This is a genomic window from Agrococcus sp. SL85, assembly GCF_026625845.1.
GTDB lineage: Bacteria > Actinomycetota > Actinomycetes > Actinomycetales > Microbacteriaceae > Agrococcus.
On record NZ_CP113066.1, the window covers coordinates 1,582,679 to 1,600,369 of the forward strand.

Sequence of the window (17,691 nt, forward strand, 5' to 3'; positions counted from 1 at the left end):
CGCGTGGGATCGATCGTCGCGAAGAACCGCAAGCACCTGGTCCTGGCGACCGGCCGATCGCACCCGGAGCTCGCGCAGTCCGTCGCGGTCGAGATGGGCGCCGACCTCATGGAGGTCGACTCCCGCACCTTCGCCAACGGCGAGATCTATGCCCGCTTCCGCGGCTCGGTGCGCGGCTCCGACGCCTTCATCATGCAGTCGTACGCGCGGCCCGTGAACGAGTGGCTCATGGAGCAGCTCATCATGGTCGACGCGCTGAAGCGCGCCTCGGCGAAGCGCATCACCGTGGTGATGCCGTACTACCCGTACTCGCGCCAGGACAAGAAGGGCGCGGGCCGCGAGCCGATCTCCGCCCGCCTCGTCGCCGACCTCTTCAAGACCGCGGGCGCCGACCGCATCATGTCGATCGACATCCACGCCTCGCAGATCCAGGGCTTCTTCGACGGCCCCTTCGACCACCTCTTCGCGATGCCGGTGCTCCTCGAGCACTTCCGCGACACCCTCGACCCCGACTCGCTCACGGTCGTCTCGCCCGACATGGGTCGCGTCCGCGTCGCCGACGTGTGGTCCGACAAGCTGGGCGCGCCGCTCGCGATCATCCACAAGCGCCGCGACCCGCTCGTGCCCAACCAGGTCTCGGTGCACGAGATCGTCGGCGAGGTGGCGGGCCGCACGTGCCTGCTCGTCGACGACATGATCGACACGGGCCGCACGATCGTGAAGGCCGCGGAGGCGCTGAAGGCCAACGGGGCCACGAACGTCGTCGTCGCGGCGACGCACGCGATCTTCTCGGATCCCGCGCCCGCGATCCTGAACTCCGAGCACATCGACAAGGTCGTCGTCACCGACACCCTGCCGCTGCGCGACGACCAGCGCTTCGAGAAGCTCCACGTGCTCTCGATCGCCCCGCTGCTGGCGCGCGCGATCACCGAGGTCTTCGAGGACGGCTCGGTGACGAGCCTCTTCGACGGCGCCGCCTGAGCGGTCCCCGCGCGTGACCTGGCACCGCGATCAGGTGCCCGGTCCCGGCCGCGGCACGGGCCGCTCGCGGCCGGTGCGGCGCGGCCCCGCGCTCCACGCGCTGGGCGCGCTCGCCGCGCCGGTGCGCGGCGCGGGCGCCGCCTCCGCGGGGCTGCTCGCGGGCGCGTGCGTGCTGGGCCTCGTGAACGAGGAGGTCATCGGCCTCGCCGCGGCCGATCTCGTGCTGCGCGGCGTGCTCGCCTCGGTGCTGCTGCTCGCGGCCGGGTGCGCGGTCGTCGAGCCGTGCAGGGTCGGGCTCGAGCGCGCGCTGCTGCTCCGCGCCGCGGAGCGGGCGGAGGACGACGCGCCGCCGACGCTGCAGGAGCGCGTGCTGCTCGTCCGTGGCCCGCTGCCGCCGCTGCAGGCGCTCGGCGTCGGCGCGTCGATCGCCCTCGGGCTCGTGGCGCTCGTCGTCGTCGCCGTCGCGCTCGAGGACGACGACCCGGTCTGGGCGCTGGGCATGCCCGCCGCAGCGATCGGCCTCCTCGCGATCGCCGTCTCGCTCGCCGTCGTCGCGCGCGGGCGCGGGCCGCTCGCCATGCGCCGGGCCGAGCGCCTCGCGACGCTCGCCGCGCGCTGGGGCCGCGGCGCGCATCCCCGGCCGCGCGAGCTGCGGGCCCGCGCCGGGCGCGGGCTCGGCGCGCTCGGCACCGCCGCCGGGCTCGGCGCCGGCACCTTCTGCACCGGGGTCGTGCTGCGCCAGCCCGGACGGGGCGCCGACCCGATCCGCTGGGACGAGGGCGGCGAGCTCGCGATCGACGGCCTCGTGCTGCTCGGCGGCGCGGCGCTCGTCGCGGTCTCGCTCGTGCTGCTCGCCATCGCGGCCGCGCGGCTCGTGCGTGCCGCGCTCGCCGCTCGGCGGGTCGCCGCCTCGCTCGCCGGGGCGGCGGAGCCGCTGCCGCCCTCGCCGGCGCTCGACGCCCTCCTGCTCGACCGGACCGCGCTCGAGCGCGTCGCGGCCTCGCTCGCCGTGCTCGGCTGGGGCGCGCTCGCGCTCGGCCTCGCGCCGGGCTGGATGGCGGTCATCGACGGCCCGGCCGTCGCTGCGGGCATCGCGCGGCTCGAGGCGCTCCTCACCCCCGCCGCAGCGCTGCTCGCGGGCTCGCTGCTGCTCGCGCTCGTCGGCTCGGTGCGCGGTCAGCGGCTGCGTGAGCGGGCGCGCGCGCTCGTCGCCCACGACCCCTTCGAGGGCGTGGCGGCGCGGCGCGGCGAGGCGCAGCGCGCGGCGGAGGAGCGCGCGGGACTCGGCACCGCGCTCGCGCAGGGGGAGGGCCGATGAGCGCCGCGTCGTCGACAGCCGGGGCGCCGTCCGGCGGGGCGCGCGACCTGGACTGCGCGTACTTCGACGCATGGCGCTGCCGCTCCTGCACGCTGCTCGAGACGCCGTACGCACGCCAGCTCGCCGAGCAGCAGGCGTCGGTCGAGCGGATGCTGTCGGCGCTCGCGTGGGAGCCGCCGTTCGCGAGCGCCGTCGCGGGCTTCCGCAACAAGGCGAAGATGGCGGTGGCCGGCACGGTCGACGCCCCCACCCTCGGGATCCTCGCGGCCGACGGCTCCGGCATCGACCTGCAGGCATGCCCGCTCCACGAGCGACCGATCCAGGACGCGATGCCGGTGCTCGAGGCGCTCGTGCGGGAGGCGCGCCTGACGCCCTACGACGTGCCGAGCCGCCGCGGCGAGCTCAAGCACCTGCTGCTCACCGCCTCGCCCGACGGCGAGCTGGCGCTGCGCCTCGTGCTGCGCTCGAGCGAGGCGATCGCGCGCATCCGCAAGCGCCTCGCCGCGCTGCTCGGGGCGCTGCCGCTCGCCTCCGTCTCGGTGAACCTGCAGCCGGCGCACAAGGCGGTGCTCGAGGGCGACGAGGAGCTCGTGCTGCACGGCGGCACGCTCCGGATGCGCGTGAACGACGTGCCGCTGCGGCTGAAGCCGCGCAGCTTCTTCCAGACGAACACCGCGGTCGCCGCGGGCCTCTACCGGCAGGCGACCGCGTGGATCGACGAGGTCGATCCCGCGAGCGCGCTCGACCTCTACTGCGGCGTCGGCGGCTTCGCGCTGCACGCGGCGCGGCCCGGCCGGCGCATGGCGGGGGTGGAGGTCGCGGCGGAGGCGATCGACGCGGCCCACGAGAGCGCCGCGGAGCTGGGGCTCGACGTCGCGTTCTCGGTGGGCGATGCGACGGCGGTCGACCTCGAGACGGGCGCCGCGCCGGAGCTCGTCGTCGTGAACCCGCCGCGCCGGGGCATCGGCCCGCTCGCGGCGCGGCTCGAGGCCTCCGCCGCCCGGCACGTCGTCTACTCCTCGTGCAACCCCGTGACGCTCGCGCGCGACCTGCAGGCGATGCCGAGCCTCGTGCCGGTGCGCGGCCGCGTCTTCGACATGTTCCCGCACACCGGCCACGCCGAGGTGCTCGTGCACCTCGAGCGGCGCTGAGCACGGTGCGCCCGCCGTTCACCCGTCGCCGCTAGCGTCGGCCGCGTGACGACCCTCCAGCGCCGCATCGGCGTGCCCGGCGCGATCGCCATCGGCCTCGGCGCGATGATCGGCGCGGGGCTGTTCTCGGTGTGGGGCCCGGCCGCCGGGATCGCGGGGCCGTGGCTGCCGCTCGCGCTCGTGCTCGCCGGCGCCATCGCGACCATGAACGCCCTCTCCACCGCGCAGCTCGCCATGGAGCACCCGGTCGCGGGCGGCGCCTACGCGTACGGCCGGGCGGAGGCGGGGGAGCGCGTCGGCTTCGCCGCGGGGTGGATGTTCCTCACGGGCAAGACGGCCTCGGCGGCCGCGATCGCCGTGGTCGCAGGCCGGCACCTGTGGCCCGAGCACGCGGTGCCCGTCGCGATCGCGGCGGTCCTCGTGCTCGCCGCGATCAACATGGCGGGCGTGCGCGTGACCGCATGGACCTCGGCGGCGCTCGTCGCGGTCGTGCTCGCGGTCGTCGTCGGGGCGCTCGTGTGGTGGGCGTCCGGGGGAGCACCGCACGGCGCCGTGACCGCAGCGCTCGCAGCGGGCGACGTCGGGGTGCTGCCGGCGGCGCCCGCGCCGCTCGTCGGCGCCGCGGCCGGCGGCCCGCTCGCCGTGCTGCAGGCCGCGGGCATCCTCTTCTTCGCGTTCGCCGGCTACGCGCGCATGGCGACGCTCGGCGAGGAGGCCCGCGACCCGCGCCGCACGCTCCCCGTCGCGATCGTCGTGGGCCTCGCCGTGGTGCTCGTGCTCTACGCCCTCGTGGCCTGGGCCGTCTCCGACGCGCTCGGCCCGCAGCTGGCGCTGTCGGCGACGCCGGTGGCCGACCTCGTGGCCGACCCGACCCTCCACCGGGCGGTGCTCCTGGCCGGCGCGCTCGCGTGCCTCGGCTCGCTGCTCGGCATCCTCGCCGGCCTCAGCCGCACGAGCCTCGCGATGGCGCGCGAGCGCGACCTGCCCAGGCCGCTCTCGCGCGTCGCCGCCCGCACCGGCACGCCCGTCGTCGCGGAGGCCGCGGTCGCCGCGCTCGCGATCGTGGGCGTCCTCGTGCTGCCCGCCGGCGGCCTCGTGGCGCTCTCGTCCACCTGCGTGCTCGCCTACTACGGCATCGCGCACCTCGCGGCGATCCGGATGCGTCGCCGCGGCATCCGGATGTGGCTGCCGGCCTGGCTCCCGTGGCTGGGCGCGGCCGCGTGCGCCCTCGTCGTCGCGACGCTGCCCTGGCCCGGCGTCGTCGGCGCGGCGCTCTGGCTGGCGCTCGGGCTCGGCGCGCGGGCCTTGCTGCGCCGCTGAGCCGCCGCCGCTGCCGCGGAGCCGCCGCCGCTGCCGCGGAGCCGTCGCCGCTGCCGCGGAGCCGCCGCTGGGGCCGGACGCGCCGACGGCCCGCGCCCCGAGTGGGACGCGGGCCGTCGGCAGCGGACCGGCGGATCCGGTCAGCGCCGCTCGGTCGCCTCGAACTCGTGCGCGCCGCCCGTCGCGACCTCGCCGGTCGCGGGGGCCGCGCCGTGGTCGTCGGCGAGCATCGTGCGCTCGTCGAAGGGGCGCTCGCCCGCGAGGACGCCGCGCACCTGCACCATGTCGATCTGCTTCGTCCAGGTGCCGATGAGGAGCGTGGCCACGGCGTTGCCGGTGAAGTTCGTGAGCGCGCGCGCCTCCGACATGAAGCGGTCGATGCCCACGATGACGCCCACGCCGTCGACGAGGTCGGGGCGGTAGGTCTGCAGGCCGCCCGCGAGGGTCGCGAGGCCGGCGCCCGTGACGCCCGCGGCGCCCTTCGAGGCGATGATCATGAAGACCAGCAGGCCGATCTGCTCCGGGATCGACATCGGCATGCCCATGGCGGTCGAGATGAACAGCGACGCCATCGTCAGGTAGATGGCCGTGCCGTCGAGGTTGAACGAGTAGCCCGTGGGCACCGTGATGCCGACGACCGGCTTCGAGACGCCCGCGTGCTCCATCTTGGCGATGAGGCGGGGGAGGGCCGACTCGGAGGAGGAGGTGCCGACGATGAGCAGGTACTCGCGGCCGAGGTACTTCATGAGCGAGAAGATGTTCACGCCCGTGACGAGCTTCAGCAGCGTGCCGAGCACGACCACGATGAAGACGATGCAGGTGAGGTAGAAGCCGAGCATCAGGGTGGCGAGCGCGACGACCGCGCCCCAGCCGGTCGAGCCGACGACGCCGGCGATCGCGCCGAAGGCGCCGATGGGGGCGACCCACAGGATCATCGTCAGCACGCGGAAGACGAGCGCCTGCAGGTGCTTGACGACGTTCAGGATCGGCGTGCCGCGCTCGCCCATCGCCTGCACGGCGAAGCCGACGAGCAGGGCGACGAAGAGCGTCTGCAGCACCGACTCGCCCGTGAGCGGCGAGAAGAGCGTCGTGGGGATGATGCCGAGCAGGAAGTCGGTCGTGGTCGAGGCCTCGCCCGTCGCCTCGTAGGTGGCGTCGGCGATGTTGAGCCCCTCGCCCGGGTGGACGAAGTTGCCGACGACGAGGCCGATCGCGAGCGCGAAGGTCGACATCGCGAGGAAGTAGATCAGCGCGAGGCCGCCGACCTTGCCGACCGTCGCGGCCTTGGCGATCGAGCCGATGCCGACGACGATCGTGCAGAAGATCACGGGCGCGATCATCATCTTGATGAGGGCGACGAAGCCCTTGCCGACGGGGGCGAGCGACTCGCCGACCTCAGGAGCGGCGAGGCCCACGGCGATGCCGAGGACGACCGCGACGATCACCGCGATGTAGAGCCAGTGCGTCTTGTCGATGCGACGGAGGCGGCCGAGCCGCGATCCGTCGGTGCTGGGCGTCGTTGCCATGCTGTTCGCTCCTTCATGGGCGCAGCCCCTGCGCGGCGCCCTCGGGGAGCCAGCATGGGCGCCCCGCGTCGGGCGCGCCCGCTTTCGTGCATAGTGTTCATGGTCCGGTCGGGGAGGTGGTGGCGGATGCTCCGGTGGTGGCGCGACGCGAGCATCGCCACGCGCGTGTTCGCGCAGACCGCGACGATGCTGCTGCTCGCAGGGCTGGGCGCCTTCGCGCTCCTGGCCGCCGACGCCCAGCAGGTGCTCGACCGGGAGGCTGCCTCGACGAGCTCCGAGCTCGCGCAGGCGATCGCCGCGACGCCCACGGTGCGCGAGGCGGCCGCGGCGGCCTTCGAGGCCTACCCGCGCGACCGCGACGGGGCGGTCCGGGCGGCCTCGGAGGCGATGCAGGACTACGTGCAGGGCGTGACCGAGGCGACGCGGCTCGACTTCATCACCGTCATGCACCCCGATGGCACGCGCTACACGCATCCCGATCCCGACCGCATCGGCGGCGCCTTCCTCGGCTCGCGCGGTCCCGCGCTCGAGGGGCGCACCTTCACGGAGGTCTACGAGGGCACGCTCGGGCCCTCGGTGCGGGCGGTCACGCCGATCGAGGTCGACGGCGAGGTGGTGGGGCTCGTCGCCGCGGGCGTCACGGTCGAGCGGGTCGGCACGCTGGTCGTGCAGCGGCTGCTCGTCGTGGGCGCGCTGCTCGTCGCGGCGCTCGTGCTCGCCGCGCTCGGCGCGTGGGTGCTCGCGCGGCGGCTCGACCGCGCGACCGGCGGGCGGCGGCCCGAGGACCTCGCGCGGCTGTTCGACGCGCACGAGGCCGTGCTGCACTCGGTCGACGACGGCCTCGTGCTCGTCGAGCAGGGCAGCGTCGTGCTCGCGAACGATCGCGCGCGCTCGCTGCTCGCGCTCGGCGACCTGCCGCTGCCCATCGTGCCGGAGGCCTCGCTGCCGCCCGGCGTGCGGCGCGTGCTCGAGGGCGAGGGACAGGTGCGCGTGCGCGGCCGCTGGCTCGTGGTCGAGCGCCACGAGGCGGGCTCGGGGCGCACGACCCTGACGATCCGCGACCGCACCGAGCTGCAGCGGATGACGGGCGAGCTCGACGCCGTGCGCCAGCTCGCGTCGGCGCTGCGCGCGCAGACGCACGAGTTCGGCAACCGCATGCACACGGTCGCGACGCTCATCGAGCTGGGCGAGAGCGCGAGGGCGGTCGAGGTCGCCACGGCCGGGCGGGCGCTCGGCCAGCGCCTCGCCGACCGCGTCGTGGGCGACGACGAGGAGCCGGTGATCGCGGCGCTGCTGCTGGGCAAGGCGGCCGAGGCGCACGAGCGCGGCGTCGAGATGCACGTCGAGACGCACCTGGAGCCCGGCACGCACGGCATCGACCCGGTCGACTTCGTCTCGATGCTCGGCAACCTCGTCGACAACGCGATCGACGCGGCCGCCGACCGCGCGGGCGCCGCGATCGGCTCGGGCACCGAGGCCTCGGCGTGGGTCGAGGTGTACCTCGACGAGGACGAGGAGGGCCAGATCGTGCTCCAGGTCACCGACAGCGGCGCCGGGCTCCCCGAGGCGCAGCGCGACGCGGCCTTCGGCGCCGGCTGGTCGACGAAGCCGCCCGGGCCCCACGGCCGCGGCTTCGGCCTCAGCATCGTGCGCGAGACGGTGGAGCGGCTGGGCGGCACGGTCGAGCTCGGCGCCGCCGAGCACGGCGGCGCGGTCGCGACCGTCGTGGTGCCGCGGCCGGGGGTCGCCGCGTGATCCGGGTGCTCATCGTCGAGGACGAGCGCGGCACGGCAGCCGCGCACGTCGCCTACGTGCAGCGCTGCGAGGGCTTCGAGGTGGCGGCGGTCGCGCACTCGGCCGCCGCGGCGCTGCTGGCGATGCGCGAGGCGGCCGCGAAGGGCGCGCCGCTGCAGCTCGTGCTGCTCGACATGCAGCTGCCCGACGGCCACGGGCTCGACGTCTGCCGGCGCCTGCGCGCCGAGGGGCACCTCGTCGACGTCATCGCCGTCACGGCCGAGCGCGGGCTCGAGACGGTGCGCGACGCCATCGCCGTCGGCGTCGTGCAGTACCTCATCAAGCCCTTCGCGTTCTCGGCGCTCGCGGAGCGCCTGCAGCGCTACCGCGACTACCGCGACCGCGTCGACGGCGAAGGCCGGCTCACGCAGCAGGAGGTCGACCAGGCGATCGCGGCGCTGCGCACCACGAACGCGCCGGGGCTCGCGAAGGGGCTCTCGGCCGACACGCTCGAGGCCGTCGCCGCGCTGCTCGCCGACGGCACGGCGAGATCGGCGGCGGAGGTCGCTGCCGAGGTCGGGCTCTCGCGCGTCACGGCGCGGCGCTACCTCGAGCACCTGGCCGCCACGGGCGACGTGGAGCGGAGCCCCCGCTACGGCGCGCGCGGGCGGCCGGAGCTCGAGTACTCGCGCGGCTGAGGCCGCGTCGACCGGCGCCGCCGCGCATCCGATGCCGTGCTGTCAGACATCGTCGTGCGGTAGCGTGGCCGGCTCCCGAGCGAGAGGAGCCCCATGCCCCTGATCGACGTCCTCGCCCTCGTGGGCCTGTCCGTCGGCATCGCCGCGGTCGTCGCGGTCGTCGCGAGCGCCATGCTCGTCGCCGGCGCCGCCGCCGCGACCCGATCCCGATCCCGCGCCCGCATCGCGGCGGTGCGCCGGCCGCTGCGCTGGCCCGTCGCGGCGCTGGCCTTCGTCATCGGGCTCTCGGTCGCCGCGGGCGCGACCGGCCTCCAGGGAGCGCTCGGCGACGAGGGCGGGCGCGTGCTGGGCCAGGTGCTCGTGATCGCGGGCATCGCCGCGGGGGCGTGGCTGCTCGTGCGGCTCGTCGGCGTGGCGAGCGCCGCGGTGCTCGCGCGCTTCGCGGCCGCCGACGCGGGCCGCCGCGCGCGCAAGGTGCACACGCAGGTCGAGATCATGCGGCGCGTCCTCACGGTCGTCGTGGTCGTCGTCGCCTTCGGCGCGGCGCTGTTCACCTTCGAGGCCGCGCGCGTCGCGGGCACGAGCCTCCTGGCCTCCGCGGGCCTCGCCTCGCTCGTCGCGGGCCTCGCGGCGCAGTCGCTGCTCGGCAACGTCTTCGCAGGCATCCAGCTCGTGGTCTCCGACGCCATCCGGGTCGACGACGTCGTCGTGGTCGAGGGGGAGTGGGGGCACATCGAGGAGATCACCCTCACCTACGTCGTCGTGCGCATCTGGGACGACCGCCGGCTCGTGCTGCCCTCCACCTACTTCACGACGACGCCGTTCGAGAGCTGGACGCGCACGACGACGCAGCTCATGGGCGCCGTCGAGCTCGACGTCGACTGGAGCGTGCCGATGGACGCCATGCGCGAGGAGCTCGACCGCATCCTGGCGGACGAGCCCGCGTGGGACGGCCGCGAGCGGCTGCTGCAGGTGACGGGCGCGGTGGGCGGCGCCGTGCGCGTGCGCGTGCTGCTCACGACCGCCGACGGCGCCGACATGGCGGGGCTGCAGCACGCGGTGCGGGAGCGGCTCGTCGACTGGCTGCGGCAGCGGCACCCGGATGCGCTGCCGCGCCAGCGCTTCGAGCCGTTCGCGGCGAGCGAGGGCGAGGGCGAGGGCGCGTCGGCCGGTCGGCAGGCGGCCTAGGCGAAGGAGGCCGTCGAGACGTTCCGGCGGTACTCGAAGACGATGCTCGTGCGCGTCGAGGCGACGGTCGCGTCGGCCGAGAGGTGGTCGACGACGAAGCGGCGCAGGCCCGTGGAGTCGGGCACGGCGACGTGCACGATAAAGTCGTCGACGCCGCCGAGGAAGAAGAGCTGGCTCACCTCCGGCAGCGCCCGCACCTTCTCGGCGAAGTCGGGGATCGTGGCGCGCGCGCCCGCGCGGAGCGTCACGTGCACGAGCGCCTGGAGGCCGCGGCCGAGCCGCGCCTGCCGCACGACGGCCTCGTAGCCGGCGATGACGCCGCGCTCCTCGAGCCGGCGCACGCGCGCGTGCGCGGTCGACTCGGCGATGCCGACCGCGCGCGCGAGCTCCCGGTTCGTCGTGCGCGCGTCGTCGCGCAGGATGCCGAGGAGCGCGTGGTCGACCTGGTCGAGGGAGTCGTCGGGCTGCGGCGGCTTCGGGTCGGAGGGGCTCGAGGGGCTCATGCATGCATCTTTCCATCGAAAGTCGCTGATCGACGTCGAATGCTTCGGCGCTTCTCGCGATCCGCCGGATCGTCTCCCATGATCGATGCAACCTGACGAGAGGCCTCCCATGCGCATCGCCATCCCCACCGAGATCAAGCCCCAGGAGTCGCGCGTCGCGATCACGCCCGCGGGCGTCGACGCGCTCGTGCACCGCGGCCACGAGGTCTGGGTGCAGGCGGGCGCGGGCCTCGGGTCCCGCATCTCCGACGACGACTACCTCGCCGCCGGCGCGCGCATCGCCGCCGACGCCGACGAGGCCTGGGCGAAGGGCGACCTGCTGCTCAAGGTCAAGGAGCCCATCGCCGCCGAGTTCCCCCGCATGCGCGACGGGCAGACGATCTTCACCTACCTGCACCTCGCCGCCGCGCAGGACACCGCCCGCGCGCTCCTCGACTCCGGCGCGACGGGCATCGCCTACGAGACCGTGCAGCTCGCCGACCGCTCGCTGCCCCTGCTCGCCCCCATGAGCGAGGTCGCCGGCCGCCTCTCGATCGCGATGGGCGCCTACCACCTCCTCGCGCCCGCGGGCGGCCGCGGCACCCTGCTCGGCGGCGTGCCCGGCACGCGCCGCGCGAAGGTCGTCGTGCTCGGCGGCGGCGTCGCGGGCGAGCACGCGGCGCGGAACGCGGTGGGCCTCGGCGCCGACGTCACGGTGGTCGACCTCTCGATCCCGCGCCTGCGCCAGCTCGAGGCCTCCTTCGGCACCGCCATCCAGACCCGCCACTCCTCGCGGCTCGAGATCGCCGAGCAGCTCGCCGACGCCGATCTCGTGATCGGCTCGGTGCTCATCCCGGGCGCGGCGGCCCCGAAGCTCGTCACCGACGAGATGGTGGCGGCGATGCGACCGGGCGCCGTGCTCGTCGACATCGCGATCGACCAGGGCGGCTGCTTCGAGGGCTCGCGCCCGACGACGCACGACGCCCCCACCTTCCGCGTGCACGACGCGCTGTACTACTGCGTCGCGAACATGCCCGGCGCCGTCCCCGAGACCTCGACGCGCGCGCTCACGAACGCGACGATGCCCTACGTGCTGCGCCTCGCCGACCTCGGCGTCGACGCGGCGGTCGCGGCAGACCCGGCGCTCGCGAAGGGCGTCAACGTGCGAGCGGGCCGCGTCACGAACGCGGGCGTCGCCGAGGCGATGGGCCTGGAGCTCGCCGCCGTCTGAGCTGCAGCCGAACCATCGCCGGAGGAATCGGCGCTGAGCGGCTGCATGGCTGCGATATGTGGCCATGTGCCCGCTGACACCCGATTCCTCCGGAGGATCCGGCCCCAGCGCGCCGCCAGCCGGATCATCCACTCGGCCCGCCGCTGCTGGCCGTGGCGGCTGGGCGAGCGTCCTGGTGCTCCAGGACGTCTCGCTCCTGGACGCCCGCTCGATCGACGCGTTCGCGATCCTCGCCTTCGGGCTGGCGGTGCTCGCGCTGCTGGGCGGCATCGCGGTCGTGACGGGCCTCCGCTGCAGGGCGCTGGTCTCCGAGACCGACGCGATCGTCGTCGGGCGCTTCGGCGAGCTCGTGCTGGACCGACGCTCGGTGGTGCGCTTCGAGAACGGCGGCACGCCGGACATCGGATCGATGCTCGTGCGCCTCGTGGAGCGGCGTCCACCAACCTTGCACTCCCTCGAGGTGACGCTCAGCGACGGCCGCAGGATCCAGTTCGTCGGGTTGAGCGGCACCCACGTCGACGTGCGCGACCTGGCGCGCCGCATGGAGCGCTGGCGCGCCCACGGCGTCGCGGCCGCGCTCGCGCCGCTGCCGAGAGGCGGCCGCTACGCCCGCTGATGCCGCGAGGGCCGCTCCCCGGCTGGGGGAGCGGCCCTCGCGGCGTCGGCGCGCCAGCGCCGCCGATGGTTCAGTGCGTGTCGACGGCCGGGGCCTCGGTGCGGTCGCCCGACCACTGCGTGTGGAAGGTGCCCTCCTTGTCGACGCGGCGGTACGTGTGCGCGCCGAAGAAGTCGCGCTGGCCCTGCACGAGCGCGGCAGGCAGGCGCTCGGCGCGGAGGCCGTCGTAGTACGACAGGCTCGACGAGAACGCGGGGGCGGGGATGCCCGCCTGGGCGGCGGCGACGACGACGCGGCGCCACGCCTCCTGCGTCTGGCCGAGCGCATCGCGGAAGTACGGCGCGAGCAGCAGCGCGGGCAGCTCCGGGTCCTCGGCGTAGGCGCTCGTGATGTCGTTGAGGAAGCGGGCGCGGATGATGCAGCCGGCGCGCCAGATGCGGGCGACCTCGCCCTTCTGGATCTCCCAGCCGTGCTCCTCGGCGGCGGCGACGATCTCGTCGAAGCCCTGCGAGTAGGCGACGATCTTCGAGGCGAAGAGGGCCTTGCGGACGTCCTCGACGAACGCCTCCGGGTCCTCGACCGTCCACGTCTCCGAGGGGCCGGGGAGGTCGGAGGCGGCGGCGCGCTGCGCCAGCTTCGACGAGAGCGAGCGGGCGAAGACGGCCTCGGCGATGCCCGAGACGGGGACGCCGAGGTCGAGCGCGGTCTGCACCGTCCAGGCGCCCGTGCCCTTCGCGCCCGCGGCGTCGAGGATGACGTCGACGAGGGGCTTCCCGGTCTCGGCGTCGACCTGGCGCAGCACCTCGGCGGTGATCTCGATGAGGTACGACTCGAGCTCGCCCGTGTTCCACTGCTCGAAGACGTCGGCGATCTCGGCCGGCGACTTGCCCGTGCCGCGGCGGATGAGGTCGTAGGCCTCGGCGATGAGCTGCATGTCGGCGTACTCGATGCCGTTGTGCACCATCTTCACGAAGTGGCCGGCGCCGTCGGTGCCGACGTGCGTCACGCAGGGCTCGCCCTCGGCGACCGCGGCGATGCGCTCGAGGATCGGGCCGAGCGTCTCGTACGACTCGGCCGTGCCGCCGGGCATGAGCGAGGGGCCGTTGAGCGCCCCCTCCTCGCCGCCGGAGATGCCGCAGCCCACGAAGTGGATGCCGGTCTCGCGCACCTTCGCCTCGCGGCGGATGGTGTCGGTGAAGAGCGCGTTGCCACCGTCGACGATGATGTCGCCGGGCTCGAAGACCGAGACGAGCTCGTCGATGACGGCGTCGGTGGGGCGGCCGGCCTTCACCATGATGATCGCGGTGCGCGGCTGCTGGAGGCTGTCGGCGAGCTCCTGCATCGTCGCCGCCTTCACGAACCCCGCCTCGGGGTGGGCGGCGATGAGGTCGTCGGTCTTCTGCGTCGTGCGGTTGTAGACCGCGACGGTGTTGCCCTCGCGGGAGGCGAGGTTGCGGGCGAGGTTCGAGCCCATGACGGCGAGGCCGACGACGGCGATGTTGGCGGTAGGCATGCGGGGAGTCCTCCTGGGTGTGAGCACCTCCAGGCTATGCCGTCGCGCATGCGGGCCGCCCGGCCCAGGCGCCGGGCGGACGGGGATGGTTCGATCGGGGCATGGCTGCCGATCGCGTCCTCGACCCGCACGGGCTGCTCGCCCCCGACGCCCGCCTCGAGCGCATGGCCACGGGCGCGGGGTGGAGCGAGGGGCCGCTCTGGATGCCCGAGGCGCGGGAGCTGCGCTGGAGCGACATCCACGGCGACCGCATCCTCGCGGTCGACGAGCGCGGCAGCATGCGCGTGCACCGGGAGCGCGTGGAGTTCACGAACGGCCGCGCGCACGGCCTCGGCGGCGTCGTGCAGTGCTCGCACGGGCGTCGGGCGGTCGAGCTCGAGCGCGACGGCGAGGTCGTGGTGCTCGTCGACCGCTTCGGCGAGCACCGGCTGAACTCGCCGAACGACGTCGCCGTGCACCCCGACGGCTCGGTGTGGTTCACCGATCCTCCCTACGGCATCGAGAAGCCGGAGGAGGGGCACCCGGGCGAGGAGGAGTACGGCGGCCGCTTCGTCTTCCGCTGGAGCGAGGCCGACGGCATCCGCGCCGTCGTCACCGACATGGCGCGGCCCAACGGCATCGCCTTCAGCCCCGACCTCGGCACCCTGTACGTGACCGAGTCGGCGGGGGAGGACGAGACGCCCGCGCCCAACAGCCTCCGCGCCTACCGGATCGAGGGCGAGGGCGCGGACGCCCGCGGGCTCGAGGGCCGCCTGCTGTTCGCGATGGACGCGGGCACGCCCGACGGCATCGCGGTCGACGAGGAGGGGCGCATCTGGTGCTCGAGCGCCGACGGCGTGCACGTCATCGCGCCCGACGGGGAGCGCATCGCGCACGTGCCGGTGCCCGAGACGGTCGCGAACCTGTGCTTCGGCGACGACGGCTGGCTGTGGATCGCCGCGACGACGAGCGTGTACCGCATCCGCACGCGTACCGCGCCCTGCTGAGCGCACCCCTCGGGCGTCCCCCATCCGGCGTCCAGTCCCGGGTCGTAGCGTCGCCGCCATGCAGATCGGATACAAGCTCTTCGCCGAGGACACCGCACCGAAGGAGCTGATCCGCCGCGCCGTCGAGGCCGAGCGGGCGGGCTTCGACTTCGTCGAGATCAGCGACCACTTCCACCCCTGGCTGCCCGAGCACTCGCACTCCGGCTTCGCCTGGGCGATCCTCGCGGCGATCGCGGCGAAGACCGAGACGCTGCGCATCGCCACGGGCGTCACGTGCCCCTCGGTGCGCTACCACCCGGCGATCATCGCCCAGGCGGCCGCGACGCTGCAGATCATCTCCGACGGCCGCTTCACGCTCGGCGTGGGCTCGGGCGAGCGGCTCAGCGAGCGCATCGTGGGGCAGGGGTGGCCCGAGATCGGCGACCGCCACCGCCGCTTCCGGGAGGCGCTCGAGATCATCCGCCTCCTGTGGTCCGGGGGCACGCACTCCTACCGCGGCGAGTTCCTGCAGCTCTCGGACGCGCGGGTCTACGACCTGCCGGAGGTGCTGCCCGAGATCGTGGTGGCCGCGGGCGGCCCGCAGGCCGCGACGCTGGCCGCGGAGCTCGGCGACGGCATCTTCTCGACGGATCCGGACGCCTCGCTCGTCGAGGCGTGGACTGCGGCGGGCGGCAGCGGCCCCCGCTGGTGCGAGGTGCCCACCGCCTTCGCGCCCGACGCGCAGGCCGGCGCGGCGTCGGCCCACGGGCTCTTCCGCTTCGGCACGCTCGGCTGGAAGGTCAACGCCGAGCTGCCGGATCCGGCCGCCTTCGAGCAGGCGACCGCATCGGTGACGGTCGAGCAGATGGCGGACGCCTTCGCCTGCGGGCCTGACGTCGAGCGGCACCTGGAGGTCTTCGGGCAGTTCCGCGACGCGGGCTTCGACCACCTCGCGCTCATCGACGCGGGGCCCGACGCCGACGCGTCGATGGCCTTCTTCCGCGACGAGCTGCTGCCGAGGCTGCGCGCCGCCTGAGGCGCCGAGGCGCGCCGCGCCCGCCGACCCGAGCGGCGCGGCGCGTCGCCCAGCGGGCACGCGACCGCGGCTAGCCTGGTATCTGACAAGGGAGTGCACCCATGCCAGAGAGCCTGCAGGTCGCCGTCGCCGTGAGCATCGACGACGCGTCCGCCGACCGCATCCGCGAGCTGGAGCCCCGCGTCGAGCTGCTGCGCGATCCCGCGCTCACCGCGCCGTGGCGGTGGGACGGCGACTGGGAGGGCGATCCCGGCTTCCGCAGGAGCCCCGCGCAGCAGGATGCCTTCGACGCGATGCTCGCCCGGGCCGACGCGATCTTCGGGATCCCTGACGTCAGCCCCGCCGCGCTCGCCCGCGCCGTGCGCGGCAGCGAGCGCCTCCGCTGGGTGCACACGACCGCGGCGGGCGGCGGCGGCCAGGTGAAGCAGGCCGAGCTCGCCCAGGCCGAGCTCGAGCGCGTCGTCGTCACGACGAGCGCGGGCATGCACGCCTCCACCCTCGCCGAGTGGGCGCTCCTCGGGGTGCTCGCGGGAGCGAAGGGCCTCCGGGAGCTCGAGGCCGACCAGGCCGCGCGACGATGGGGCGACGGCCGCCGCATCATGCGCCACGTGAGCGAGATGACCGTGCTCGTCGTCGGCCTCGGCGGCATCGGGAAGGTCGTCGCCGAGCGCCTCGACGCCCTCGGCGCCACGGTGTGGGGCACGACGCGCAGCGGCGAGCCTGTCGACCACGTGCACCGGCTCGTGCCGATCGGCGAGCTCGCGGCCGCCGCCGCGCAGGTCGACGCGATCGTCGTCACGCTCCCCGGCACCGCGCGCACCGAGGGCCTCGTGGGCGCCGAGGTGCTCGGCGCCGTGCAGCAGGGCACGATCCTCGTGAACGTGGGCCGCGGCACCGTCGTCGACGAGGACGCCCTGCTCGAGGCGCTCGACGCCGGCCGCGTCGGCTTCGCGGCGCTCGACGTCACCGCCGTCGAGCCGCTGCCCCAGGCGTCGCGCCTGTGGGAGCACCCGAGCGTCCTCATCAGCCCGCACACCGCGGCGCTCTCGCGCCAGGAGCCGCGCCGCATCGCCGAGCTGTTCGCCGCGAACGCGACGCGCCTGCTCGACGGCGAGCCGCTCGAGAACGTCATGTCGACGAAGGAGTTCTACTGATGGGCGCGGGCTCCGCCCTCTTCGACCTCGCAGGCCGCGTCGCGCTCGTCACGGGCTCGAGCCAGGGCATCGGCCGCGCGCTCGCGCAGGGCCTCGCCGAGGCCGGCGCGACCGTCGTCGTGCACGGCCGCGACGCCGCGAAGGCGCAGCGCGCCGCCGACGGGATCAGCGCGTCGACCGGCGTCCAGGCGCACGCCATCACGTTCGACGTGACGGACGCCGCGGCGGTCGACGCCGGGATCGCCGAGCTCGAGGGGCGGCTGGGAACCCCTGACGTCCTCGTGAACAACGCCGGCATCCAGCGCCGCGCGCCCATCGCGGAGTTCGCCGACGACGACTGGCACGACCTCGTCGCCACGAACCTCACGAGCGCCTTCCTGCTCTCGCGCCGCGTCGCGCGCGGCATGATCGCGCGCGGCACGGGCCGGATCGTCTCGATCGGCTCGGTGCAGTCGCAGCTCGCGCGTCCCTCCATCGCCCCCTACTCGGCGACGAAGGGGGCGATCGTCATGCTCACCAAGGGCCTCTGCGCCGACCTGGCGCCGCACGGCATCACGGCCAACGCGATCGCGCCGGGATACTTCGCCACCGAGCTCACGGCGCCGCTCGTCGCCGACGAGCAGTTCTCGGCGTGGGTCCGCGGACGCACGCCCGCGGGCCGCTGGGGCGACGTGCGCGACCTCGTCGGCGCGCTCGTCTTCCTCTCGTCGGACGCGTCGGCGTTCGTCAACGGCCAGACCCTCTACGTCGACGGCGGCATGACCGCGGTCGTCTGACC

16 protein-coding genes are annotated in these 17,691 nt (G+C 74.9%); 13 read left to right on the plus strand and 3 right to left on the minus strand.

The annotated features are described in order from the left end of the window. The first annotated feature begins 3 nt into the window (after positions 1-3). From OVA14_RS07830 to OVA14_RS07845, 4 genes are read left to right on the plus strand one after another with little or no spacing between them, the layout of a single operon-like run. On the plus strand, positions 4-981 hold the full coding sequence (locus OVA14_RS07830; RefSeq protein WP_267503366.1) for a ribose-phosphate diphosphokinase: 978 nt from the start codon (positions 4-6) through the stop codon (positions 979-981). A 13-nt stretch (positions 982-994) separates the two neighbouring features. Further along, positions 995-2,299 carry a hypothetical protein gene (locus OVA14_RS07835; RefSeq protein ID WP_267503367.1) on the plus strand — a complete coding sequence of 435 codons (1,305 nt, stop codon included), beginning with the start codon at positions 995-997 and terminating at the stop codon, positions 2,297-2,299. 47 nt (positions 2,300-2,346) lie between these two features. Further along, positions 2,347-3,450, plus strand: coding sequence for a methyltransferase domain-containing protein (locus tag OVA14_RS07840; protein WP_267505530.1), 1,104 nt, complete (start codon positions 2,347-2,349; stop codon positions 3,448-3,450). Between the two features lie 45 nt (positions 3,451-3,495). Next, positions 3,496-4,770 (plus strand): APC family permease, encoded by a 1,275-nt coding sequence (locus tag OVA14_RS07845; protein WP_267503368.1) that lies wholly within the window; start codon positions 3,496-3,498, stop codon positions 4,768-4,770. Between the two features lie 140 nt (positions 4,771-4,910). Here the strand turns inward: OVA14_RS07845 and OVA14_RS07850 are convergent, their stop codons facing one another. Next, positions 4,911-6,296 (minus strand): cation:dicarboxylate symporter family transporter, encoded by a 1,386-nt coding sequence (locus tag OVA14_RS07850; RefSeq protein WP_267503369.1) that lies wholly within the window; start codon positions 6,294-6,296, stop codon positions 4,911-4,913. Between the two features lie 126 nt (positions 6,297-6,422). On the opposite strand from OVA14_RS07850, the gene OVA14_RS07855 reads away from it, so the two are divergent. The 3 genes from OVA14_RS07855 (at position 6,423) to OVA14_RS07865 (ending at position 9,916) form a co-directional block, all read left to right on the plus strand. Continuing rightward, complete coding sequence (locus OVA14_RS07855; RefSeq protein ID WP_267503370.1) at positions 6,423-8,051, plus strand: sensor histidine kinase; 1,629 nt, start codon at positions 6,423-6,425, stop codon at positions 8,049-8,051. Beyond that, positions 8,048-8,728: a response regulator gene (locus tag OVA14_RS07860; RefSeq protein ID WP_267503371.1), complete on the plus strand. Its 681-nt coding sequence runs from the start codon at positions 8,048-8,050 to the stop codon at positions 8,726-8,728. The genes OVA14_RS07855 and OVA14_RS07860 overlap by 4 nt, the downstream gene beginning before the upstream one ends. Positions 8,729-8,821: 93 nt before the next feature. Continuing rightward, positions 8,822-9,916, plus strand: coding sequence for a mechanosensitive ion channel family protein (locus OVA14_RS07865; RefSeq protein ID WP_267503372.1), 1,095 nt, complete (start codon positions 8,822-8,824; stop codon positions 9,914-9,916). Here OVA14_RS07865 and OVA14_RS07870 read toward each other — a convergent pair. Continuing rightward, positions 9,913-10,419: an Lrp/AsnC family transcriptional regulator gene (locus OVA14_RS07870; RefSeq protein ID WP_267503373.1), complete on the minus strand. Its 507-nt coding sequence runs from the start codon at positions 10,417-10,419 to the stop codon at positions 9,913-9,915. The two genes, OVA14_RS07865 and OVA14_RS07870, sit on opposite strands and share 4 nt — an antisense overlap. 109 nt (positions 10,420-10,528) lie before the next feature. Here OVA14_RS07870 and ald point away from each other — a divergent pair, with 109 nt between their 5' ends. Then, on the plus strand, positions 10,529-11,629 hold the full coding sequence (gene ald, locus OVA14_RS07875) for an alanine dehydrogenase (protein WP_267503374.1): 1,101 nt from the start codon (positions 10,529-10,531) through the stop codon (positions 11,627-11,629). Positions 11,630-11,804: 175 nt separating this feature from the next. After that, a complete protein-coding gene (locus tag OVA14_RS07880) occupies positions 11,805-12,245 on the plus strand; it encodes a hypothetical protein (RefSeq protein WP_267503375.1) in 441 nt (146 codons plus the stop codon). Between the two features lie 70 nt (positions 12,246-12,315). Here the strand turns inward: OVA14_RS07880 and gndA are convergent, their stop codons facing one another. Then, the gene (gene gndA, locus OVA14_RS07885) at positions 12,316-13,758 is read right to left on the minus strand and encodes an NADP-dependent phosphogluconate dehydrogenase (RefSeq protein WP_267503376.1); all 1,443 of its coding nucleotides are present in this window, start codon (positions 13,756-13,758) and stop codon (positions 12,316-12,318) included. Between the two features lie 101 nt (positions 13,759-13,859). Between gndA and OVA14_RS07890 the strand changes: the two genes are divergently transcribed. From OVA14_RS07890 to OVA14_RS07905, 4 genes are all read left to right on the plus strand, one after another. After that, a complete protein-coding gene (locus OVA14_RS07890) occupies positions 13,860-14,744 on the plus strand; it encodes an SMP-30/gluconolactonase/LRE family protein (RefSeq protein WP_267503377.1) in 885 nt (294 codons plus the stop codon). A 58-nt stretch (positions 14,745-14,802) separates the two neighbouring features. Continuing rightward, entirely contained in the window at positions 14,803-15,759 is a 957-nt protein-coding gene (locus tag OVA14_RS07895; protein WP_267503378.1) for a TIGR03557 family F420-dependent LLM class oxidoreductase, read from the plus strand. Between the two features lie 101 nt (positions 15,760-15,860). Beyond that, positions 15,861-16,913, plus strand: a complete 1,053-nt coding sequence (locus OVA14_RS07900; RefSeq protein ID WP_267503379.1) for a D-2-hydroxyacid dehydrogenase — start codon at positions 15,861-15,863, stop codon at positions 16,911-16,913. Beyond that, positions 16,913-17,689 carry an SDR family oxidoreductase gene (locus OVA14_RS07905; RefSeq protein WP_267503380.1) on the plus strand — a complete coding sequence of 259 codons (777 nt, stop codon included), beginning with the start codon at positions 16,913-16,915 and terminating at the stop codon, positions 17,687-17,689. The genes OVA14_RS07900 and OVA14_RS07905 overlap by 1 nt, the downstream gene beginning before the upstream one ends. Positions 17,690-17,691: the final 2 nt, after the last annotated feature.

What these genes read in the sequence shown, in the direction of transcription:
- OVA14_RS07850 (WP_267503369.1), bottom strand. Translation starts at nt 6,296, where the DNA reads ATGGCAACGACGCCCAGCACCGACGGATCGCGGCTCGGCCGCCTCCGT.
- OVA14_RS07855 (WP_267503370.1), top strand. Translation starts at nt 6,423, where the DNA reads ATGCTCCGGTGGTGGCGCGACGCGAGCATCGCCACGCGCGTGTTCGCG.
- OVA14_RS07865 (WP_267503372.1), top strand. Translation starts at nt 8,822, where the DNA reads ATGCCCCTGATCGACGTCCTCGCCCTCGTGGGCCTGTCCGTCGGCATC.
- OVA14_RS07870 (WP_267503373.1), bottom strand. Translation starts at nt 10,419, where the DNA reads ATGAGCCCCTCGAGCCCCTCCGACCCGAAGCCGCCGCAGCCCGACGAC.
- ald (WP_267503374.1), top strand. Translation starts at nt 10,529, where the DNA reads ATGCGCATCGCCATCCCCACCGAGATCAAGCCCCAGGAGTCGCGCGTC.
- gndA (WP_267503376.1), bottom strand. Translation starts at nt 13,758, where the DNA reads ATGCCTACCGCCAACATCGCCGTCGTCGGCCTCGCCGTCATGGGCTCG.
- OVA14_RS07890 (WP_267503377.1), top strand. Translation starts at nt 13,860, where the DNA reads ATGGCTGCCGATCGCGTCCTCGACCCGCACGGGCTGCTCGCCCCCGAC.
- OVA14_RS07895 (WP_267503378.1), top strand. Translation starts at nt 14,803, where the DNA reads ATGCAGATCGGATACAAGCTCTTCGCCGAGGACACCGCACCGAAGGAG.
- OVA14_RS07900 (WP_267503379.1), top strand. Translation starts at nt 15,861, where the DNA reads ATGCCAGAGAGCCTGCAGGTCGCCGTCGCCGTGAGCATCGACGACGCG.
- OVA14_RS07905 (WP_267503380.1), top strand. Translation starts at nt 16,913, where the DNA reads ATGGGCGCGGGCTCCGCCCTCTTCGACCTCGCAGGCCGCGTCGCGCTC.